Source organism: Streptomyces sp. NPDC002623, from assembly GCF_053592635.1.
In genome coordinates this window covers 75692-98264 of sequence record NZ_JBSFWB010000001.1, presented here as the reverse complement: position 1 = coordinate 98264, position 22573 = coordinate 75692, and the positions used below count along the sequence as shown (strand labels likewise).

General features: G+C 70.9%; 16 protein-coding genes. 4 read left to right on the top strand and 12 right to left on the bottom strand.

The window, feature by feature from the left end:
* Positions 1-80: 80 nt before the first annotated feature.
* From ACWD4O_RS00375 to ACWD4O_RS00355, 5 genes are all read right to left on the bottom strand, one after another.
* On the bottom strand, positions 81-968 hold the full coding sequence (locus ACWD4O_RS00375) for a FadR/GntR family transcriptional regulator (RefSeq protein WP_451275918.1): 888 nt from the start codon (positions 966-968) through the stop codon (positions 81-83).
* Between the two features lie 163 nt (positions 969-1131).
* On the bottom strand, positions 1132-3273 hold the full coding sequence (locus tag ACWD4O_RS00370) for an ATP-binding cassette domain-containing protein (RefSeq protein ID WP_451276704.1): 2142 nt from the start codon (positions 3271-3273) through the stop codon (positions 1132-1134).
* A 128-nt stretch (positions 3274-3401) separates the two neighbouring features.
* Positions 3402-4172, bottom strand: a complete 771-nt coding sequence (locus ACWD4O_RS00365; RefSeq protein ID WP_450945478.1) for an NUDIX hydrolase — start codon at positions 4170-4172, stop codon at positions 3402-3404.
* Positions 4173-4301: 129 nt separating this feature from the next.
* Entirely contained in the window at positions 4302-6221 is a 1920-nt protein-coding gene (locus ACWD4O_RS00360; RefSeq protein ID WP_451276702.1) for a glycogen debranching N-terminal domain-containing protein, read from the bottom strand.
* Positions 6222-6857: 636 nt separating this feature from the next.
* Positions 6858-8735 carry a DUF4192 domain-containing protein gene (locus ACWD4O_RS00355; RefSeq protein ID WP_451275915.1) on the bottom strand — a complete coding sequence of 626 codons (1878 nt, stop codon included), beginning with the start codon at positions 8733-8735 and terminating at the stop codon, positions 6858-6860.
* 163 nt (positions 8736-8898) lie between these two features.
* Between ACWD4O_RS00355 and ACWD4O_RS00350 the strand changes: the two genes are divergently transcribed.
* Positions 8899-11064 (top strand): RecQ family ATP-dependent DNA helicase, encoded by a 2166-nt coding sequence (locus tag ACWD4O_RS00350; RefSeq protein WP_451275913.1) that lies wholly within the window; start codon positions 8899-8901, stop codon positions 11062-11064.
* Between the two features lie 397 nt (positions 11065-11461).
* Positions 11462-12082 carry a hypothetical protein gene (locus tag ACWD4O_RS00345; RefSeq protein ID WP_450945481.1) on the top strand — a complete coding sequence of 207 codons (621 nt, stop codon included), beginning with the start codon at positions 11462-11464 and terminating at the stop codon, positions 12080-12082.
* Between the two features lie 333 nt (positions 12083-12415).
* On the opposite strand, the gene ACWD4O_RS00340 is transcribed toward ACWD4O_RS00345, so the two are convergent.
* From ACWD4O_RS00340 to ACWD4O_RS00330, 3 genes are all read right to left on the bottom strand, one after another.
* Complete coding sequence (locus ACWD4O_RS00340) at positions 12416-13054, bottom strand: hypothetical protein (RefSeq protein ID WP_450945482.1); 639 nt, start codon at positions 13052-13054, stop codon at positions 12416-12418.
* A gap of 67 nt (positions 13055-13121) precedes the next feature.
* Entirely contained in the window at positions 13122-13823 is a 702-nt protein-coding gene (locus tag ACWD4O_RS00335; RefSeq protein ID WP_358804472.1) for a ribonuclease HII, read from the bottom strand.
* Between the two features lie 93 nt (positions 13824-13916).
* Positions 13917-14540 carry a TetR/AcrR family transcriptional regulator gene (locus ACWD4O_RS00330; RefSeq protein ID WP_451275910.1) on the bottom strand — a complete coding sequence of 208 codons (624 nt, stop codon included), beginning with the start codon at positions 14538-14540 and terminating at the stop codon, positions 13917-13919.
* Positions 14541-14727: 187 nt separating this feature from the next.
* On the opposite strand from ACWD4O_RS00330, the gene ACWD4O_RS00325 reads away from it, so the two are divergent.
* Positions 14728-16275, top strand: a complete 1548-nt coding sequence (locus tag ACWD4O_RS00325; RefSeq protein WP_451275908.1) for an MFS transporter — start codon at positions 14728-14730, stop codon at positions 16273-16275.
* Between the two features lie 287 nt (positions 16276-16562).
* On the opposite strand, the gene ACWD4O_RS00320 is transcribed toward ACWD4O_RS00325, so the two are convergent.
* The 3 genes from ACWD4O_RS00320 to ACWD4O_RS00310 form a co-directional block, all read right to left on the bottom strand.
* Complete coding sequence (locus tag ACWD4O_RS00320) at positions 16563-17468, bottom strand: ADP-ribosylglycohydrolase family protein (protein WP_451275906.1); 906 nt, start codon at positions 17466-17468, stop codon at positions 16563-16565.
* A gap of 12 nt (positions 17469-17480) precedes the next feature.
* On the bottom strand, positions 17481-18140 hold the full coding sequence (locus ACWD4O_RS00315) for a histidine phosphatase family protein (RefSeq protein WP_358804475.1): 660 nt from the start codon (positions 18138-18140) through the stop codon (positions 17481-17483).
* A 131-nt stretch (positions 18141-18271) separates the two neighbouring features.
* Positions 18272-18877 (bottom strand): YdbC family protein, encoded by a 606-nt coding sequence (locus ACWD4O_RS00310; protein WP_451275904.1) that lies wholly within the window; start codon positions 18875-18877, stop codon positions 18272-18274.
* A 156-nt stretch (positions 18878-19033) separates the two neighbouring features.
* Between ACWD4O_RS00310 and ACWD4O_RS00305 the strand changes: the two genes are divergently transcribed.
* Positions 19034-19567 (top strand): TerD family protein, encoded by a 534-nt coding sequence (locus ACWD4O_RS00305; RefSeq protein WP_451275902.1) that lies wholly within the window; start codon positions 19034-19036, stop codon positions 19565-19567.
* A 103-nt stretch (positions 19568-19670) separates the two neighbouring features.
* On the opposite strand, the gene ACWD4O_RS00300 is transcribed toward ACWD4O_RS00305, so the two are convergent.
* Positions 19671-22571: a vitamin B12-dependent ribonucleotide reductase gene (locus ACWD4O_RS00300; RefSeq protein WP_451275900.1), complete on the bottom strand. Its 2901-nt coding sequence runs from the start codon at positions 22569-22571 to the stop codon at positions 19671-19673.
* Positions 22572-22573: the final 2 nt, after the last annotated feature.

Below are 22573 nucleotides of genomic sequence, written 5' to 3'. Positions count from 1 at the left end.
CGACGGGAGTGCGGGCGAAACGGCCGAGAACGGCGCGGGAGGGGGAAGGCATCCCCGGACCGTCCCCCCACGAGGTGCGGTCAGTGTTCGCGCGGCGCCGGCACGACGCGCTCGACCTCGGGATGCACCATGAGCAGCTGCCGCATGGCCGTCTCGGCCGCCGTGCCGTCGCCCGCGGCGAGGGCGTCGACGATCCTGCCGTGATGCCCCAGCGCCGCGTCGTTCGGCCGGTCACAGCCCGTGACCGGGCCGCCTGAGACCTGCAGGGCGGACGACACGATCCCGGAAAGGTGCTCCAGCATGCGGTTGCCCGCGAGCTGGATCAGCAGCGAGTGGAACTCGGCATCGGCGCGGGAGTAGGTGAGCGCGTCACCCTGCCCCATGGCGTGCGCCATGATCTCCACCATGTCGGACAGTCGCTGCTGGACGTCGGCCCGCCCGTGCCCGGCGGCGAGGCGGGCGGCGAGCGGCTCGATCGTCCAGCGCAGCTCGCTCAGCTCGCGCCGCTGATCGTCACGCTGGGGACCGAAGGCCCGCCACTCGATGATGTCCGGGTCGAGCAGGTTCCAGTCGCTCACGGGACGCACGCGTGTGCCGACGTTCGGCCGGGCGCTGACCAGGCCCTTGGCCTCGAGGACACGCAGCGACTCACGGACGACGGTGCGGGACACCTCGAACCGCTGGCCGATCTCCTCGGGAACCAGTGGCCGGTCGGCGCCGAGGTCGCCCGAGACGATCATCTGACCCAGTTGCTGGACGAGTTGGCCGTGCAGTCCGCGTCCACGGCTGCCTGCGGCACGGCGGCCCACGCGGCCCAGCTCCGGGTCCGCGGCCTCCCAGACGGGGGCTCCTACGCGGTCGGCCGCCGGGGCCTCGGCGTAGGGATAGCGATCGAGTTCGCCCGGGCCGGCCAGACCGGAGTCGGCGGAGCGGGCGGCGGTCATCATGGTGTGCGCAAGGGTACTCACGGATCCTTTGTCGGCGCTGCCTCCAACTCCCTTGAGGTCTTTGGTGAAAAGCACACGAAAGGGTGATCGCTCACCCCGTCGCAATTGACGCCTTATCGGAAAGAAATGGGCTTTCTCCGGGGAGTTGTGCACATGCCGAGGCGGGAAGGGTCCTGGACGGTCGTCATCGAACCCTGCTTCGCAGGGTCGTGAGCAGGTACGCGCACAGCAGAGCCGCCAGGGACAACGCCATTGCCCCGCCGACGGGATGGGCGATCACACGCGTCGCGCCGACCAGATAGCGCTCTCCCCCGAAGGGCCACTGCACCAGGAGCGTCTCGCGGAGCCGCATCGAGAATCCGGCCGCGGCCCGCACTGACGTGCTCTCCAATGCCTTCTGCACGCCGGGTACGACGACGACGGGCACGGCGACCACCGCCGCCAGCCCTGCCGTGGTGGACCGGAACACGCCTGCGGCCAGCACGCCGGCCCAGGCACAGCCGACCACGAGACCCAGCCAACTCGCACTCATGGAAAGCCAGTCCGCGGGAACTTGCGCGAGCTCCCGTCCGTAGACGAGATAGAGCATTTCGGCGTCGCAGCCCACCGTAAGGAAGGCCAGCATCAAGGCGGTGAGAGCGGCGACGAAAAGTTTGGCGACGAGCACCCCCAGCCGCCGGGGCACGGTGCCGCGGTCCGCCGCCAGGGCAGGGTGGCGGAACTCGTCCCCGAAGGCCAACGCGCCGAGCAGTCCCGCGCCGAGCGCCGCGGGCGGCAGCGGCAGCTCCACGGGCCACGCCGCCAACAGCCGCGCCTGTGAGGTGTGGCCCATGCGGGCAAGGAGTACGGCGGTGAGGGCGGAGACGAGCAGCACGACGGCACCGGCGACGAACCCGGTGCTGATCCCGGCGGCCCGGCGGAGTTCGTAGCGGAGGGGGCGCAGCGGGCTGGGGGCGGAGCGGACGGCGATGGGGGGTGGCAGGGCCGGCAGGGTGTCGAAGTTGCGGGCAGCGGAGCGACGGGGGGCGTGCCGGGCGGAGGGTACGGCGGCCGACTCGGTGGTGGAGCGGCGTTCCTCCACGGTGAGGGCCGCGGTCACGCGTGGGGGGTCCGATGCAGCGCCGCCACCGGCCGGTGCGGCGGCAGCGGAGCGGGCGTCCCCATCGGCGGCCCTGGGGCCGTCGGAAGGACGCGCATCGGCCGCCTGGGGCGTCGCCGGGGAAAGCGATGGGGCGTCGTCGGGGCTGCGCGGCGCGACAGCTGCGTCGGCCTCCCGAGCGCTGATTTCCATACGTGCGTCATCGGAGCCCTTCGCGCGTTCGACGCTCGCCTCGGGTACGCCGACGGCGACCGTCGCCGCACCCGAGGGGTCCGGCCCTGCTTCGCCCGAGGGGTCCGGGGCGGCTTCGGCGCGTGTCCGACGCCGCGTCTCTGCTCCCGCTCCCGCACCCGGTCCCATGTCTCCGGTCTCGTCGGCGAGTTGGTGGACGAGGATGCTGTGCCGGAACGCCGTCTCGCCGACGTGGGCGCAGCTACTGCCGTACACGGAGAGCCGGTTGCCGTCCTCCTGCACGACCTCGACGGAGCGTTGTGCGGCTCGGGCCTCCTTGGTGAGCAGGGCGGCCAGTCGGACGGCGTGGGGGCTGCGGACGGCCACCCGGGGGCGCAGCCGGGTGCGGGCGAAGTCGGCGGCCCTCTGGTCGGCGACGAGTCTGCCCTGCTCCAGGGTGAGGACGTGGTCGGCGGTGCGGGCGGCCTCCTTGGGATCGGCCGTGGTCATCAGGACCGTGCCGCCCTGGTCCGCGTGGGCGCGCAGCATGCCGTACAGCCAGCGGTTCTCGCGCCCCGAGAGCCCGTCGGCCGGATCGTCGAGGACGAGGGTGTGCGGGTCCGCGAGAAGAGCACAGGCCAGGCCGAGGCGTCGGTCCATGCCTCGGGAGAGGGTGCTCAGGCGTTCGTCGCCCAGGCTGACCAGCCCGACCACTTCAAGTACTTCGTCGGCCCGCCGGACCGGCACGCCGGCGGCCGCGCACAGCATGCGCAGGTGGCCGCGGGCCGTGCGGGCCGGGTGCCCCGGCACGTCGCCCAGAAGGACGCCGACCTCGCGCGAGGGATGGGCGATGCGGTGCAGGGGGCGACCTCTGAAGTAGGCGAGGCCGCGGCCCTGTTGGAGTTCGAGCATCAGTCTCAGCGCTGTGGTCTTGCCCGCGCCCGGCGCTCCGAGCAGGACGGTGACGCGGCCCGCGCGCGCCTCGAAGGAGACATCGTCGACGGCGGGCGGAAGCGCCTTGCGGGAGTTGCTGGTCAGTCCGAAGGCCTGGATCACCTGCAGGAACATAGCGCGCTATATCCTGTTTTTCCGGACACCGCACGGCCAGGCGTGCGAGCGTGGTCGATCTGGCCCATCCGCCAGGGCCACTGCCCGTGCATATCAGCGGCAGCGGCGGGCCGGTGTCAGATCTCGGGCCGCAGCATCGGCGGGTTGAGCAAGGTCGCGCCGCCCGCCCGGAACAGCTGGGCCGGCCGGCCGCCCTGCCGAGTGGTGGTGCCGCCGGTGGGGACCAGAAAGCCGGGCGTGCCCGTCACCTTGCGGTGGAAGTTGCGCGGGTCGAGCGCCACGCCCCATACCGCCTCGTAGACGCGGCGCAGTTCGCCGACCGTGAACTCGGTGGGGCAGAACGCCGTCGCGAGGGACGAGTACTCGATCTTGGAGCGGGCTCGCTCCACGCCGTCCGCGAGGATCTGGGCGTGGTCGAAAGCGAGCGGTGCCACCGGTTCGCCGTCCCGGCCGTAGCCGCCGTGCTGCAGCAGTTCCTCGACCGGCGCCCAGCGCGCGTTGCTGGCGTCGCCGCCCGCTCGCGGCGCCGGCAGGTCCGGGGCGAGCGCCAGGTGGGCGACGCTGACGACGCGCATCCGGGGATCGCGCTTGGGATCGCCGTACGTGGCGAGCTGCTCCAAGTGGGCGCCGTTGTCCGGGGCCGGGGCCGAGGCAGGGGCCACGGGATCGTGGGCGCGCAGTCCGGTCTCCTCGGCCAGTTCGCGCGCCGCCGCCTGCGTGAGGTCCTCGTCGGCCCGCACGAAGCCGCCCGGGAGCGCCCACCGCCCCTGGAACGGCGCCTCGCCTCTGCGCACCGCCAGCGCACACAGGGCATGGCGGCGCACGGTCAGCACGACCAGGTCCACGGTGACGGCGAAGGGCGGAAAGGCTGACGGGTCGTAGGGCATGCGGCGATCATAGTCGTCTTCCTGACGATAAACACTCCCTTCGTCGACCGCTTCGGCGGCTGATCCACTTCGGTTCCGCACACCTGCCGTCGTCCGCCCCGACGCCTTCCGGCACTGCGTCACACGAGGTCACACGCCCAGTTGGAGCCCGTCGGCCGCTTCCTCCACCATCGCGAGTCCGAGCCGACTGACCCGTACGGAGAAGGGAGCGCCCGCGACCCGCAGCCCGGTCAGGCCGATCTCTCCCTGGGGTGCGCTGTGGACCGGGCGCAGGGTGACGGTTCCGGCCGGGGCGTCGGGCCGGATGCCGACGAGAGCGGTCAGCAGCAGGACCCCGGCCGCCGCCGCGGTGGCCGCGGGACGACAGGCGGCCGGATGGGGAAGGGGTGCGCTCCCGTCGCCGCGCTGCTCCCCCGCGTACATCTCCGGGAGGCGCTGACCGAAGGCTTCGGCCGCCGCCAGCACACCGCGCAGCAGCGCCGCGCTCTCCTTCTCGTAGCCCGCCGCGGCCAGTCCCGCGACGGCGATCGCCGTTTCGTGGACCCGCACGGCACCGCTGCGGTGGCCGAAGGGGTTGTAGCCGACCTCCTTCGCGCCGAGGCCGCGAAGTCCCCAGCCCGAGTCCATGACGGGGCTGCCGAGCAGCCGGGCGAGCTGTTCGGTCTGCACCTTGTCCAGCAGCCCGGCGGCATGGGCGCCACCGCCGAGCAAGCCGGTGTCGAGGAGGTGGACGGTCGTTGCGCAGAGGTGGGACAGCGGCCGCCCGTCCGGGGCGAGAGCGGCGGCGGGTCGGCCGCCGCCCAGGTCGTCGATCCAGAAGTCCCGCCGGAAAACGGCACGCGTTGCCCGAGCCCACTGCCGCAGCCCGTCGCCGCCGGGTCTGGAGCAGGCGTCGAGCAGATCGGCGCCGAGCAGGGCCGCCCGGTGGGCGTGGGCCTGTGTCTCGCAGCGGACGGGCCCGTTGGGCTGGGGGTCGCTCAGGTAGGGCCCGTCGCCGACCGCGGTGCGCAGCCAGGTGAGGCAGCGCTCGGCCGCCGGCAACAGTTCCTCCGTCTCCTGGTCGGGCAGACCCCATCGGCGGGCCTCCGCGAGGAGTACCGGGAAGAGCAGCGTGGCCTCGGTACCCGTACAGCCCGGCGGCAGGTGCGCGCCCGTGTCCCGCCGGGGGCCGGGGATCATGCCGCATCGGGGTCCGCTGCCCGTGACCTGGGTGCGGGCGAGGATGCGCAAGGTGCCTGAGGCGAGACGGGTCCCGAGCGGCAGCGTCATGCGGGCCGCGGCAAGCGCCTCGGCCGGGGCCAGGCCGCAGCGCCACGGCGCCCCCGCCGCCAGGTGGGTGTCGGCCGGGTGCGTGGGGTCTCGCACCAGCAGTGCCTGCAGATCCTCGACGCTGGTCGCGAGAAGCGCCTGGACGCGCGCGTCGTCGCCCGTGGCGTGCGCCGGAGCGAGCGGGCTCGTGGCCGCGCGGCCCACGGCTCGGACCGGGCCCGCACCTTCCAGGCGCACTCTCAGCTCCACGCGGACGCTGCCGCCGGGAGGCACGTCGAAGTCCCAGCGCAGCAGGCCCGCGGAGGCGATCGCGTCGGCGGGCGGCGGGTCGGCTGTGACACAGGACGTCCCGGCGGGGCAGGACCAGCGCAGACCGGAGTCGTGGACGCTGGCGGGCAGTTCGGGGCCCACGGTGCCGGACGCGATGGCACCCAGGTCCGCCAGATCGGTGCCGAGGGCCACCTCCACCGGGAGGCGCAGTGGCCGGGCCGCGGCGCTGTGCAGTGTGATCCGCTCCGTGCCGTCGGCGGAGCGGGTCCGCTCGACGACGACGTCCGGGTCCGGGCCGCCGTGCGGAGTGACACGGAGGGTGCCGACGAATCGGGCCCGGTCGGCCGACGTCATGCGGGCCTGGACGACCAGCGGTTCGCGTCCTGCCACCCGCACCTGGCAACGGGACAGGATGCGCCGACCCGCACGGTAGAACCCCTCCAGCCCCCGTCCGGTCAGCTGCCCCTGTTCGGTGGAGATGGCGAGGCCCGGCAGGGCGACGCAGATCATCGCCGTGTGGGCAGGGGGCAGACCGACGGAGCGAGGCGGGGCCGGTGACCCGGGCGGCGGCGCGGCGACTCTGGACGAAGCGGGCGGAGAAGGGCGACGTGACGCGCCTGCGGACCGGAACGGGGACGTGCTGCGGATGCCCTGGTCGGCGCGTGTGCCGGGGGTCGGCACCGGGTTGTCGAGGCTCGAGCGTTCGTCGGCGGAGGAGGGCTGAGTCGGCTGATGCATGCGGTGACTTCTTCTGCTCTCTGTACGCCTCGGGCATGGTCGAGGCCTGGTGGAAGGCTCCGGCAGGGCGGGTGCGCTGCGGCGGCACGACCCATGCAGGCGTTCCGCCACTCAGGTGAACGGGGCGGGGCTCCCCCAGGTCACGCCCCCGGCCGCAGCCCCCACCGAATGGCGGCCGAACGGGGCTCGCCGAGCCACCCTCCGGGCACGGCCGACCGCCGGGGCTCACCGCGCCGGGCGTGGCGGTGTTCGCCCAGCCGCGGCCGTCGGAAGACACCCACGGCAGGAGGCCTCAGGGTGCCGTCGGCAACGCGCCCCTGCACCGGCTGTCCCTGGCCACGGTCGTCGTTCGGCATGGACCTCGTCAGGGCGCGTCGGCAGGGCGTCACGCCTTCCCGACGGTGTGCGTCACGCCTTCCCGACGGTGTCGTCGCCGTCCGGCCGCGCTTCTTCCGGACAGTCGCCACGACGTCGTGCGGATGCCTTTCCGGCCGGGCCCGGACGGGAGCCTCCTCGGCTCGGCCCGGCGGGATGGGTGGTGTGCGCCCTCGCCGTGTGAGCTCCCTCTCCTCCCGCTCCTCCCGCAGTCGGCGGGTGGCCGGTCCCGGCAGCGCCGGGACGAGAGCGGCGGCGCCTTCGGGCGGCCGTGAGCGCGGGCGTCGACACCGATCCTGACGCGCCTGCGGCGGGGCCGTGCGGCCCGGAGTCCGCGACGTCCTTCGCTTGACCAGGGTGGTCCAGCGCCTCGGCTTCGAGGCAGCCGTCCACGTCGTCAGGGTCGTCAGGTTCGCCGGGGCGATTCCCTTCGCCCGGACGGCCCGCCCCCTCCGCTGCAGCGTGACTGTCGCGCTCCTCCCGCCCCTCGCGCCCCTCGCGCTCGGTGCGCAGACAGCGGCGTACCGACTCGGGGTCGAGGCCTTCGTTGCAGGCCTGGTGCAGGAGGCGGGCGAACAGATATTCCGGGTCCGCGCCCAGGGCCATGGCCAGGGCTTCCCTCGCCTCGAGTTCGTCACCGCTGGACCAGGCGACCCAGCCCGCGAGAGTGAGGGGCGCCGCCGCATACTCGGCGTACGGTCCCACGCAGCGGCGGGCCAGAGCCCGCCACAGCCGCAGGGCGGGAGCGGCCTCGTCGCCCTCCATCCACTGCGCCGCCCAGTCGCGTGTCACACGGTCCTGAAGGCCGAGGATCAGCGCCGCGGCCTCGTCGAATCCGAGCAGTTCGTCATCTCGGTGGTCCGCAAGGAGAGCGCCCGACACGAGGGGCGCTTCGGCGAACCGTCGCCTGACCCGTCCGGCCAGTTCGAGCGTCTCGTCGGCCACCGCCGCGCGACTCGTCTCATCGAGAATCCTGGGGATGAGCGCCATGCCGACAGCGTCCAGGGCGACTTCCTGATCCAGCGCGGCACCGGTCTCGAGCGGCAGCAGTCGGGCCCGTAGCTCGCGCAGAGTGCCTCGGACCTGGATCCCCGCGTAGGTCGCGGCGGCCGCCAGCACGGAAGTCCCCGGCAGACCCATCGGGACGCCCTCGACCGGGCAGCAGCCCTCGCCCCCGCAGCAGTACGACCAGAAACGGCCGTCCGAGATGCAGAGCGCCTCGATCACGGGGATGTCGAGGCGACCGCACTCGAGACGTAGCCAGTGGGCAAGCGGCAGCAGTCGTTCCATGACCTGACGGCCCGTCTCGCCCTTCGTCGGCTCCTGGCAGAGGTAGGCGACCATCTGTGCGGGACGGTTGCCCCGGCGCTCGCTGCCCTTCACGAGCCCCTGCGCCAATTGGTGGGCGACGGCTCCCCAGTCGTCCGGGTTCGCGGGAATGCCCAGGCGGGCACGGCCACCGAACCGGCCGCGTCCGCCCTGGTCGTGCAGAGCGACCAGGACGATGCTGTCCTCCGGCCGGTACCCGAGCAGATAGGGCAACGCGTCGGCCAGCTCGGCCGGGGATCGCAGGGTGACCTGGTGGGCGGCGGGGCTTGCGCCGTACTCGGCGTTTCCGTCGTACATCGTGTGACTGACATACGCCGCGTGGCCGCTCGCCAGGGTCTGCCCACTCGCGTCCGGCTGCCCACTCGCCGCCGTCTGTCCGTCACCTGGCGGGGGCCCGTCGTACGGCACGCCTCCGCCCCATCCGTTGTGGCCGGCCTGTCCGGCCTGCCCGGCCCATCGACCCCGTCCGTCGCGTTCGCCCCGTCCGTCGTGTTCGCCACGCTCGCCGCGTCCGTCACATCCGTCACGTCCGGTGATGTCGCTGTTTTCGGAGGATCCAGTGGTTTCGCCGTGATTCGTCATGCGCAGACGATCTCGCGGATCACGAAATCCCGCTGAGCCTGTGGATAAGTCAGATCAGGGACATGTCAGACATACAGGATCGTCGGCCTCGGAGCCCGCCGAGCGCCCTGCTCCCGCACCGGCCGGGACCGGATTGTCAGCGCCGTCCTGTTGTATGGGGGACATGGAGCACACGAGCAACGCGGATCTCCGGGCCGACGCCGACACCGTCCTCGCCCGCCTCGTCGGCGACGCCTCGGGCGGGGCCCGGCTGCGCGAGGACCAGTGGCGGGCGATCGAGGCGCTGGTCGCCGACCGGCGCCGGGCCCTCGTCGTCCAGCGGACGGGATGGGGCAAGTCCGCCGTCTACTTCGTGGCGACCTCCCTGCTCCGAGCACGTGGTTCCGGCCCCACGGTGATCGTCTCTCCGCTGCTCGCCCTGATGCGCAACCAGGTCGAGGCCGCCGCCCGGGCCGGTATCCATGCACGAACCATCAACTCCTCGAACACCGAGGAGTGGGAGACCGTGCGGGGCGAGATCGCCGCCGGCTCGGTCGACGTCCTGCTGGTCAGTCCGGAGCGGCTCAACAACCCGGACTTCCGGGACCAGGTACTGCCCGAACTGGCCGCGGCGACCGGGCTGCTCGTGGTCGACGAGGCCCACTGCATCTCCGACTGGGGCCATGACTTCCGGCCGGACTACCGTCGGCTGCGGACCATGCTCGCCGATCTCCCGCCGGGTGTTCCGGTGCTCGCGACGACCGCGACCGCCAATGCGCGCGTGACCGCCGACGTCGCCGAACAGCTCGGCACCGGCGGCACATCGGACGCCCTGGTGCTGCGCGGTGCGTTGGACCGCGAGAGTCTCAGCCTGAACGTGCTGCGACTGCCCGACGCCGCACACCGGATGGCCTGGCTGGCCGAACACCTCGACGAACTCCCCGGCTCCGGAATCGTCTACACGCTCACCGTGGCCGCCGCGGAGGAGGTCGCCGCCTTCCTCCGGCAGCGCGGCCACATCGTCACCTCGTACACGGGTCGCACGGAGAACGCCGACCGGCAGCAGGCGGAGGAGGATCTGCTGGCCAACAAGGTGAAGGCGCTGGTCGCCACCTCAGCGCTCGGCATGGGCTTCGACAAGCCCGACCTCGGTTTCGTCGTCCACCTCGGCTCGCCTTCGTCCCCCATCGCGTACTACCAGCAGGTGGGCCGCGCGGGACGCGGCGTCAAGCACGCGGAGGTGCTCCTGCTGCCAGGGAGGGAGGACGAGGCGATCTGGGAGTACTTCGCGTCGCTCGCCTTCCCGCCGGAGGAGCTGGTGCGCCGCACGCTGGACGTCCTCGCGCGCGCGGAGCGGCCCGTGTCGCTGCCCGCCCTGGAGCCTTTGGTGGAGCTGCGCCGCTCCCGCCTGGAGACCATGCTCAAAGTCCTCGACGTGGACGGGGCGGTCAAACGGGTCAAGGGCGGCTGGCTCGCGACCGGACAGCCGTGGACGTACGAGACCGAGCGGTACGAGTGGGTCGCGCGACAGCGCAAGGCCGAACAGCAGGCCATGCGGGAGTACGCGTCGACGACGGACTGCCGGATGGAGTTCCTCCAGCGCCAGCTCGACGACGACGGCGCCAAGCCCTGTGGCCGCTGCGACAACTGCGCGGGAGCGCGCTACGCCGCCGAGACGTCCACGGCCGCGCTGGACGCCGCACGCGTCGACCTGGGCCGTGCGGGAGTCGAGGTGGAGCCCCGCCGGATGTGGCCGACCGGTCTCCCGGCGATCGGCATGGAGCTCAAGGGGCGCATTCCCGCGGGCGAACAGGCTGCGAACGGGCGCGCCCTGGGGCGTCTCTCGGACATCGGCTGGGGCAACCGGCTCCGTCCGATGCTCACCGCCCAGGCTTCCGACGGACCGGTTCCGGACGATGTCGCCAAGGCCGTGGTGGGCGTGTTGGCCGACTGGGCGAAGGGTCCGGGCGGTTGGGCCTCCGGAGCGGCCGACGCCACGGCGCGCCCGGTCGGTGTGGTCACCGTCGCCTCACGCACGCGACCACGGCTGATCCACTCGCTGGGCGCGCGCATCGCGGAGGTCGGCCGGCTGCCGCTCCTGGGGTCGGTGGAGTACACCGCCGACGCCTCGCCGATCTCCCGCAGCAACAGCGCCCAACGCCTGAAGGCACTCCACGGCCTGTTGGAGGTGCCTCCCGCGCTCGCCGCCGCGCTCGCCGAGGCCCGGGGCACTGTCCTGCTCGTGGACGACTACACGGAGACCGGTTGGACCCTCGCGGTCGCGGCCCGGATGCTCCGCCGCGCCGGCGCGCAGGGGGTGTTGCCCTTGGTCCTGGCCGTGCAAGGCTGACCTCAGGGGCGGCCGACGAAGCCCGCCCCGGGCTCGGCCGTCGCGGCCAGGGCGTTGCGGCGCGGCCGACTCGCGGCCCGGCGGCGACCCGGTCGGCGGTGCCTCGACAGCGGTGTTCCGTCGAACCTCCTGCCTCAGGGGCACGAACACGGCACGAACACGTCTTGAACGGTGGACGCAGGCGTCGTTCCACGAATCACTGGGTAGGGATATAAGCCATTCACCTCCACATAACGGTCGGTGGCCCCATTTGCTCGTTGCCGCATCCAAGTTCGACAGGAAGAATTGAGGTCTGCTCCCCGCACGGCTCGTCCGTAGTCCGGTAGGGCTCTGCTGCGGTGTGCGCTCTCCCGAATCCGACCCGCCCGCAGTGTGGGCCGTAGCCGAAGGGAGGATCGTGACCTTCGGATTCGCTCCGTCCTCGGCGGCATCGTTGTCGACGTCCACGTCCGCCACCTCCGCCAACCGCTTGCTCGAGCCTGCCGAATGGGCCGCGGCCGGCATCCCGCTGCTGCGCAACCCACGGGAAGTCGTCAGCGGGCTGCACTCGCGGCACCGACCACGGCCGGCCACCGCGATCGTGGCCGTGCTCGACCCGGACGAACGGGTGCGGGCCAGCGCCTCGTTCACCCGACGCCAGACATCGACCGACGGCTGGATGTTCCGCAACGCCCTGCTCGCCCAACTGCGCCGGGTCGTCCCGCACGACCTGAGACGCCGTACACCCGTGCGCACCGCCGTGCTGCTCTACTGCCGCGAGGGCGACGCGAACTGGACCGAGGAGGACGGGGCGTGGATGTGGGGCCTGCGTGACGCCTGCACGCTGCACGGGTTGCGCTGCGGTGCGTACATCACTCTGACCCAGGACGGCTGGCAGGTCCTCGGGGAGGGCCGGGGAGGCCGTCGCCCCAACTCGCACTCGGCTCCGGAACCGTTCGCCCTGTCCGAGGCCCCGCCTCCGCTGCCACGCACCGGCGGCTCCGCCTCAGAGGTACTGCGCCGCGCGGCCGCTCGCTGAAGGGCGCCCGGTGTAACGCCTCGTACCCGACTCATCGGCGTCGGCGCCCGCAACGACGCGGGCGCCATGGCTGCTCGCCTGTGCCGTCGAGCGGTCCCGGCAGCCGCCGAGGACCAGATCCTCCTCGGAGCTGACCCCGTCGGACAACGCCGGGCAGGGCCGGGCCGGATCAGACGTCAGCGGCCCGGGCGCAACGAGACGCGTGCGCCGAGGCCTCCAACGTGCCGCGCACGCGCATCCGCGCACCGGAAGACGTCGTGCGGGCACACCACAGAGGCGCCGCGGCAGCGACGCCTCCATGGTCCCGACGCCTCGCGGCCTGCCGGAACCGGCTCAGACGCCCGCGCCGAGCGCCGCGTTGATCTGCTGCGGGTCACCGCAGACGATCAGCAGGGCAGCGGCCCGAGCGCGGGCCAGCGGCAGAGTGGTCACGGCCGCAGTGTCGGGCCCGCCGTTGACGGCGACCACGACGACCGGACGCACACCCGCTCGGCCCGCTACGGCGGCATCGGCGTAGAAGACGTCGTCCCCCGCGTCGTGCTGCGCCCAGTAGGGCGCTTCGCCGAAGGACAGTTCGTGGGCGGCCCAGGGATGCTGTTCGCCGGTGGTGATCACCAGCACGTCCCCTGGGGCGCGGCCCGATTCCAGGAGGAGGTCCACGGCCTCCTCGGCGGCGTCCAGCGCGCCCTCGGCCGAGGCCGGGATCAACTGGACCTGAGGAGTCACCGACGCGGGCGCGGCGGCGACAGGAGCGGCCGGGGCCGAGGGCCCGGGCTTGGCGGCCACGTCACGCGGTGTGCGTTGCGCCGGCGGCGTGGGCCGAAGGGGTCCGGGACGACCGGGACGCGACGGAGCCGCGGGACGGGGTCCGGGTACAGGTCGAGGGGTCGGCGCTGTGCGGCCGCTGGCCGGAGTGGCGCGGGGACCCTGGGCACTCTCGTGAATCTGAGGCTCCTCGGGAATGAGAGGCATGGGCTGTTTCTTATCAATCGTTGGTGCGACACGCGCCAGCGGGTGGCACACGGTGCGGCCGGAATCGTCAGAAGTCGAAGCCGAGCTGACCTTCGATCTCCGGAACGCTTCCGTTCGCCCAGCTGCGGGCCTTCTTGAGATGCCGCCACTGGGGCAGCGCATCAAGATACGCCCACGACAACCGGTGGTACGGGGTGGGGCCCCGCTCCTCCAGTGCGGCCTTGTGCACGGGCGACGGATACCCGGCATTGTCCGCAAAACCGAAGTCTGCATGGTCGATACCCAGTTCGGCCATCATTTTGTCGCGCTGGACCTTGGCGATCACCGAGGCCGCCGCGACGGCCACGCACGACTGGTCTCCCTTGATCACCGTGCGAACCTGCCACGGGTCGCCGAGATAGTCGTGTTTCCCGTCGAGGATCACCGCGTCCGGGCGGATCGGAAGCGCTTCCAGGGCCCGCCCGGCGGCGAGCCGCAGCGCGGCGGTCATCCCCAGATCGTCGATCTCCTCCGGGGAGGCGTGCCCGAGGGCGTAGGAGGTCACCCACGTCAGCAGCACCTCGGCCAGCTCGGTGCGCCGCTTGATCGTGAGCAGCTTGGAATCGGTGAGACCGGCGGGGGGTCGGCGGAGTCCGGTGACCGCCGCGCAGACGGTGACAGGTCCGGCCCACGCACCGCGGCCCACCTCGTCGACACCGGCAATGACCTTGGCTCCGGTGGTGGCGCGCAGAGAGCGCTCGACGGTGTGAGTGGGTGGTTCGTACGGCATGGCGTCCTTAGATTACGCCGCCCGGATCACCTCGCGACACCCCGGTCCGCACCGGCCCCTCAGGGCTCGAGAGCGACGGCGTCGAAACCGCGGTCAGGGGGCGTCCGGCCGCAGCAACGGCAGCATGAGCCGGTCGATCATCTCATCGAGCTCTCGATCATTCCATTCGCATGCGCACATCTTTGATCGATACATCATCATGGCCGGGATGACATCGAAGACGTATCCGTTCGCCGCGTCGGGTCGCACCTCACCCCTCTTGATTCCGCGGCTGATGACCTCATGAAGGAGCTTGACGGTCGGCTCGACCACACCCTCCAAGATCAGGGTCTGGAAGCGCTCCGCCTGGGACGGATCGCATTCGTGAATCACCGAGCGCAACGCGAAACCAGGGCGGGAGAACATCGCGTCGCGCGCATCGCGGCACAGTGCCGCCAGATCCTCACGCACGCTCCCCAGATCGGCCGCGGCATCCAGTCTGGGCAGTCCGGCCCGCAGCGCGTCCGCGACCAGGTCCTCCTTGGAGGGCCAGCGACGGTAGACGGCGGCCTTGCCGGTCTGGGCGCCGGCCGCGACGCCCTCCATCGTGAGGCCGTTCCAGCCGACGGTGCCCAGCTGCTCCAGTGCGGCGTCGAGAATCGCACGTTCGAGCACGGCGCCGCGCCGGCGGGGGGAGGTCGCCCGAGCGGGGGCGGCCGTCCAGCGCGAAGTAACCATCCGAGTGTCTCCAGCGAGCAGAAGGAGCGGGGATTGCGGGGCGGAGCAAGGCTCCGTAGGACTGCGGCGGGGGACACGCCGAGAGGCGACGCCACAAGTGAACGCTTGCGTTCACTACGGAGAACTCACTACCGTTGACGGGCCAGTGAACGCAAGCGTTCACTAACGCTCTTGTGGGGGACTCATAGTGACAACCTCTCAGTTGATTCAGAACCAGAAGCCGGGCGCCGCCCGCCGGGAGGGACACCCCGGCATCGCACTCACCGTCATCGCTGCCTGCCAACTCATGGTGGTACTCGATGCGACGATTGTGAACATCGCCCTCCCGCACATTCAAGGCGCGCTCAACTTCAGCACCACCGATCTCACCTGGGTGGTCAGCGCCTACACACTCACCTTCGGCGGGCTGCTGCTGCTCGGCGCCCGAGCCGGGGACATCCTCGGGCGACGCCGGGTGTTCATGGCCGGCATCCTGCTCTTCACCTTCGCCTCGCTGCTCGGCGGACTGGCCCAGGAACCCTGGCAGCTGCTGGCCGCGCGTGTCCTGCAGGGCGTGGGAGGCGCCGTCGCCTCGCCCACCTCCCTGGCGCTCATCACGACGACGTTCCCCGAAGGGCCGGAGCGGAACCGGGCCTTCGGCGTCTTCGCCGCGGTCTCCGCGGGCGGCGGCGCCATCGGCCTGCTCGCGGGCGGCATGCTCACCGAGTGGCTCGACTGGCGGTGGGTGCTGTTCGTCAACGTGCCCATCGGCATACTCATCGCCGCCCTCGCGCCGCTGTACATCAGCGAGTCCGAACGCCACCCAGGACGCTTCGACATCGCCGGCGCACTGACCTCGACGGCAGGCATGGCCTCCCTGGTGTATGCCTTCATCCGCGCCGCGGAGGCAGGTTGGCGGGACGGCCTGACCCTCGGCGCCTTCGGTGCCGCGGTGGCCTTGCTGATCGCCTTCGTCTTCACGGAGATGCGGGCGAAAGAGCCGATCACCCCGCTGAAGATGTTCGCCGACCGCAACCGCTCCGGTACGTACGTGATCATGCTGAGCCTCGCTGCGGCCATGTTCGGCATGTTCTTCTACATCGTGCTCTTCGTGCAGAACGTGCTGGGCTACAGCCCGATCAAGGCCGGTCTCGCCTTCCTTCCCGTCACGGTCGCCATCGCGACCGGCGCGGGTCTGTCCCAGCGTTTCCTGCCGGTGCTGGGCCCCAAGCCGTTCATGCTCACCGGATCCACTCTGGTCGCCATCGGCCTCACGTGGCAGGCCTTCATCAGCCCGGACAGCTCCTACGCCGGCGGGGTGCTCGGACCGATGCTGGTCTTCGGCTTCGGCATGGGGTTGAACTTCGTGACGGTGACGGTCACCGCGGTCTCGGGCGTCGCCCCACATGAAGCGGGCGCCGCGTCCGGCCTGCTCAACGCCACGCAACAGGTGGGGGGTTCGCTCGGACTGTCCATCCTGACGACCGTCTTCGGTACGGCGAGCAAGGACGAGGCGGAGAAGCAGCTGCCGAAGTTCCTCGCCGAGGGATCCGCGGAGCAGAAGGCCGAGTTCGCCAAGACGCACCAGCTGCCCGCGCCCTGGGGACACGAGGTACTCGCCCACGGTATCTCGACGGCCTTCATCCCGGCCGCCGCGATGGCCGCACTCGCTCTGGTGACGGCCTGGCTCGTGATCCGCGTCCGCAAGAGCGACCTGGAGGCGCTCTCCGGTACGGCGGGCCCCGCGGTCGGCTGACAGCCCGGGTCCATGGGCCGATCTCGGAGCGGCGCCGCCAGACAGGGCGAAGGCACGCCCGCCGCTCCCCGATCGGCCCGCCCTGCCGCCCGGCACCAACAGCATGATCACGAAAGGTACGAACCGCACGCCCACCCCCTACGCCGCTCCCGCAGCCACCCGCTGCTCCACCCACTCGCCCATGTGTACGCATACGTCACACAGCGGTTGCCAGGAGAACGCGCGCTCGGTCACGCAGAGTTCCCATCGAACACCGTGAGTTCCCACCGGAGGGCGCAAGCGGTGTATCAGACGGAAGCGGGCATCCAGCCCGGCAGCGCTTCGACCTGCCGCGCCCACGCCCGCGGAGGCGCTCCGGCCTTGCCTGCCGCCAGCACCCCGCCCACGATGGCGCAGGTCGTGTCCACGTCCCCGCCGACCTGCGCGGTCGTCCAGAACGCCGTCTCGTAGTCGGTGAGGGCCCGAGCGGCCGACCAGATCGCGAAGGGGACGGTGTCGTGGGCCGAGGTACGCCGTCCGCAGCCCAGCACCGCCGCGACGGTGGCCGCGTCGGCGTAGTCGAGCATGTCCCTGGCGCGGCGCAGGCCGGCGCCGACGGCGCTCTTCGGGACCAGGGCGATGACACCGTCCAGCAGCGCCTCGGCGCTCGGCGGCCCCTCCGGGGCGCCTGCCAGCGAGGCGGCCGCGGCGACGGCCATGGCCCCGACCACGGCCTCACGGTGCTGATGTGTGGGGTAGGCGGAGATCTCCGCCTGGTGGGTCGCCTGCTCGGGATCGTGCGCGTACCAGGCGCCCAGGGGGGCGATCCGCATCGCGGCGCCGTTGCCCCAGGACCCCTGCCCGTTGAAGAGGGCGGCCGACAGCTCACGCCAGTCGGCGCCCTCCCGGACCAGCCTCAGCAGCCGGTTGACCGCAGGGCCGTACCCGCGGTCGAAGTCGTGGTGCTCCGCGAAGGAGTGGGCCAGGGCGTCCTGGTCGATGCGGTCGTGCGTGGCCAGGACGGCCACGACGGAGCAGGCCATCTCGGTGTCGTCGGTCCACTGCCATGGGCCGGGAGGCAGCTCGCGGCGCTGCAGCAGCGGGTAGTTCGCCGGCACGAAGAACTGGGAGCCCAGCGCATCACCCACGGCAAGGCCGCGCAGGCTGGCAAGGGCGCGTTCCAGGCGCCCGTCGGGAGAGGTGTCAACGGTCATCGATCTCCCACTCTAACCGGTGATCCCGTACGGCTCCGGATCTCGCCAGCGGTTGAAGGGCCGGTCAAGGGTGTACCTGCCGTCGTCCCCGAGAACGAGCATGCGCATCTCGGCGTTCCCCGGGTTCGCGAGGGACTCGAATTCGGCGACCGTCCAATGGAACCAGCGCATACAGAACAGGCGCATCGCCAGGCCGTGGGTCACGAGGAGTACGTTCGGCGGGTGGTCGGGGGCCTCGAAGCTGCGGAACAGGCTCTCCAGGAAGCCGCCGACCCGGTCGTAGACGTCGGCTCCGCTCTCGCCCTGCGCGAAGCGGTAGAAGAAGTGCCCGTAGGCGTCCCGGTAGGTCTTCTGCAGCCGTACGTCGTCGCGGTCCTGCCAGTTTCCCCAGTCCTGCTCACGCAGCCGGGGCTCCTCGCGTACCCGTATGAGATCGGGGTCGAGGTGGAAGGCGCGGAGGGTCTCATGCGTCCGCCGATAGGGGGAGACGTACACGCTGACCCGCTCTCGGCCGAACACCTCCCGCAGGTTCTTTCCCGTTTCCTCGGCCTGCCGCCATCCTCGGTCGGTCAGGGCAAGGGCATGATCGGGTTCACGCTCGTAGACGGTGTCATCAACATTGCCCGTTGACTCCCCGTGGCGGACAAGGACGATGCGCCGTGGTCGTGCCATGCCAAAACCCTAGATCGGATGGCGGCCGATCGAGCACTCGTGGGGCCTCCATACGGCGCAGGTCACACAGATCCCGCATCAGAAGGCCCAAAACAGCACACGATCATCGCGCTCCGGGGTGCGTCCGGATTTCAAACCGTCCAGGTCGACTCGAGTTCGACGATGTCGCCGGTGAGGGCGGAGATGTCCGCCTCGGTCTGGGCGCGAAGCGCCAGCCGCTCCACGCGCTCGGTCCGGTACTTGCCGTGTTCGGCCTCCGAGCGCCACATCGACAGGACCATGAACTCGTTCCCGGGCGCCTCGGCGAACATCCCGCGGATCATGCCGGGCGAGCCGGCCATGGCCGGGTTCCACACCTTCTCCTGCATCAGGGTGAAGTGCTCGGCACGTTCCTCGTGCACCCGGCACAGGGCCACCCGCAGCAGGTCGGAGTCGGTGAAGCGGGGCTCGAAGCCGGTCTTCACGTCGAAGCGGTAGTCGAACAGACGCACCTGGGCGTCCTTGAAGGTGCCCGACTGCGCCGCCGCCAGCCGGTCGTGGGAGCGCGCCATGAAGGAGTCGTAGAAGGCCCGGCTCTCCCAGAAGGCGAAGACATGCGCGACCGCGGGGCGCCCCCTGCTCCAGCCCCCGCCCTGTCCCCGAAACCCCGGCTCCCCCAGAAGCCCCGCCCACTTTCGCTGTCCCCGTTCGAAACCGCGGCGGTCCACCACGGTGCAGCGAATCCACTTGACCAGCACCGCGCCATGGTACGGCCAGCAGGCGTGGCGTTGGTCACTCTCGGGCACAGAGCGGTCCTGCGACAGTGCACGCGCGCGTGGCAGGATGGGCAACCAGCCCTGACGGTCGGCCAGTTCGGGGCGACAGCAGACGGGGAAACGGGGAGGGGAAGTCCGGTGAGCGGGCTCAACAAGGGAATCCGCAAGATCGAGATGGCGCTGAAGTGGGACCCGAGTCCTACGGGACAGCCGCCCACCGATCTGGACATTGTGGCCGCGACCTATCTGGCGAGCGATCCGAAGGGCGCCCCTGCCTATGTGGTGCACTTCGACAGTCGCTCCCCTGACGGCACGATCTATCTCAACCGGGACAGCAAGGACGGCAAGGGGTTCGGCTGGGACGAGGTGATGACGCTGGAACTCGACCGCCTGGACGCGCGGTACGCGCGCGTGATCGTCGGTGTCGTCATCCAGCAGAACGCGGAGCACCGGACCTTCGTCAGCGTGCTCAACCCCGCTTTCCGGATACGGGAGGGCTACACCGTCCTGGACGAGGACGAGTTCGGCGAGGTTCTCGGTGCGACCGCGGCGACGGTCGGGGAGTTCGTGCGCGAGCCGTCGGACGGGTGGTCGTTCCACTCCGGCGTCCAGGGCTTCGAGGACGACCCGGCGACGTTCACGCGGATCATGGGCCGACTGCGCCGGTCCTGACCGTGGCGCGGCGGCCCGGAGCCGCAGAACGCCGAGGGCGGTGGAGCCGAGTACCGGCTCCACCGCCCTGATCAGCTAGGTCACACCCAGCAGAGGCGAGACATCAGCTGCAGCCGCTGGTCGACCCGCAGCCCTCGCAGATGTAGCAGGAACCGGCCCGCTGCATCTTCGTACCGCAGGAGAAGCACAGCGGGGCGTCGGCCTGGATGCCCAGCTGCATCTCCACCAGCTCGGCGCTGGTGTGGGCCTGCTGCAAGGCGGGCTTGGCCACCTCGACGTCGGCCTTCGGGGTGGCGACGGCCTTCAGGTCCGTCTGGCGCGGGGCGGACTGGGCGAGCCCCTCGACGTCCACGTCCTCCTCCTCGAGGTTCGGCTCGTACGAGCCGGTCTCCAGGTGGCGCTGACGCTCCTCGGCGGAGTGGATGCCGAGCGCGGAGCGCGTCTCGAAGGGCAGGAAGTCGAGCGCCAGGCGACGGAAGATGTAGTCGACGATCGACTGCGCCATCCGCACGTCCGGGTCGTCGGTCATGCCGGCCGGCTCGAAGCGCATGTTCGTGAACTTCGAGACGTACGTCTCCAGCGGCACGCCGTACTGGAGGCCGACGGAGACCGCGATGGAGAAGGCGTCCATCATGCCGGCGAGGGTCGAACCCTGCTTGGACATCTTCAGGAAGACCTCGCCGAGACCGTCGTCCGGGTAGGAGTTGGCGGTCATGTAGCCCTCGGCGCCGCCGACCGTGAACGAGGTCGTGATGCCGGGACGGCCCTTGGGCAGGCGCTTGCGGACCGGGCGGTACTCGATGACCTTCTCGACCGCGGTGCGGATCGTGTCCTCGGCCTTCGCGGTGACCCCGACCTTCTCCTTCTCCTTGGTCTTCGCGGAGAGGGGCTGGCCGACCTTGCAGTTGTCGCGGTAGATCGCGAGCGCCTTGACGCCGAGCTTCCAGGCCTCGAAGTAGATCTCCTCGACCTCCTCGACGGTCGCCGTCTCCGGCATGTTGACCGTCTTGGAGATGGCGCCGGAGATCCAGGGCTGGATCGCGGCCATCATGCGGACGTGGCCCATCGGGGAGATGGCGCGCTCGCCCATGGCGCAGTCGAAGACCTCGTAGTGCTCGTGCTTGAGGCTCGGCGCGTCGATCACATTGCCGTTCTCGGCGATGTGGGCGACGATCGCCTCGATCTGCTCCTCCTGGTAGCCCAGGCGGCGCAGGGCCTGCGGCACGGTGCCGTTGACGATCTGCATCGAGCCGCCGCCGACCAGCTTCTTGAACTTGACCAGGGCGAGGTCGGGCTCGACGCCGGTGGTGTCGCAGGACATCGCCAGACCGATGGTGCCGGTCGGGGCGAGCACGGACGCCTGGGAGTTACGGAAACCGTTCTTCTCGCCGACGCGCAGCACGTCCTGCCAGGCCTCGGTCGCCGCGGCCCAGACCGGGCTGTCCAGGTCGTCCATGCGGACGGCCGTGCCGTTGGCGTCGGAGTGCTGCTTCATGACGCGGTTGTGGGCGTCGGCGTTGCGGGCGTAGCCGTCGTAGGTGCCGACGACCGAGGCCAGCTCGGCGGAGCGGCGGTAGGCCGTGCCCGTCATCAGGGAGGTGATGGCGCCGGCCAGGGAGCGGCCGCCGTCGGAGTCGTACGCGTGACCGGTGGCCATCAGCAGGGCGCCGAGGTTGGCGTAGCCGATGCCGAGCTGGCGGAACGCGCGCGTGTTCTCGCCGATCTTCTGGGTCGGGAAGTCCGCGAAGCAGATGGAGATGTCCATCGCGGTGATGACGAGCTCGACGACCTGCTGGAAGCGATCGGCCTCGAAGGACTGGTTGCCCTTGCTGTCGTCCTTGAGGAACTTCATCAGGTTCAGCGAGGCGAGGTTGCAGGACGTGTTGTCCAGGTGCATGTACTCGCTGCACGGGTTCGACGCGGTGATCCGGCCGGACTCGGGGCAGGTGTGCCAGTTGTTGATCACACCGTCGTACTGGATGCCCGGGTCGGCGCAGGCCCACGCGGCCTCGGCAAGCTTGCGGAACAGCGCCTTGGCGTCGACCTTCTCGATGATCTCGCCGGTCATCCGCGCGCGGAGGCCGAACTGGCCGCCCTGCTCGACAGCCGTCATGAACTCGTCGTTCACACGGACCGAGTTGTTGGCGTTCTGGTACTGGACGGACGTGATGTCGTCGCCGCCCAGGTCCATGTCGAAGCCCGCGTCGCGCAGAGCGCGGATCTTCTCCTCTTCCTTCACCTTGGTCGCGATGAAGTCCTCGATGTCCGGGTGATCCACGTCGAGGACGACCATCTTGGCCGCCCGGCGGGTGGCGCCACCGGACTTGATGGTGCCGGCGGAGGCGTCGGCGCCACGCATGAAGGAGACCGGGCCGGAGGCGTTGCCGCCGGAGGAGAGGAGCTCCTTGGAGGAGCGGATGCGGGAGAGGTTCAGGCCCGCGCCAGAACCGCCCTTGAAGATCATGCCCTCTTCCTTGTACCAGTCGAGGATCGACTCCATGGAGTCGTCGACGGCAAGGATGAAGCAGGCGGAGACCTGCTGGGGCTGCGGCGTGCCCACGTTGAACCAGACGGGGCTGTTGAAGCTGAAGATCTGGTGCAGGAGGGCGTACGCCAGCTCGTGCTCGAAGATCTCGGCGTCGGCGGGCGAGACGAAGTACTTGTGGTCCTCGCCGGCCTTCCGGTACGTCTTCACGATGCGGTCGATCAGCTGCCGGAGGCTGACCTCGCGCTGCGGGGTGCCGACGGCACCGCGGAAGTACTTGCTGGTGACGATGTTGACCGCGTTCACCGACCAGAAGTCGGGGAACTCGACGCCACGCTGCTCGAAATTGACCGAGCCGTCGCGCCAGTTGGTCATGACGACGTCACGGCGCTCCCAGACCACCTCGTCGTACGGGTGCACGCCCGGGGTGGTGTGGATGCGCTCGATACGCAGGCCCTTGGTGGTCTTGGCGCCCTTAGCTCGGGAACCTCGTGCCGGACCGCTCGCCGTCTCTGTCATGC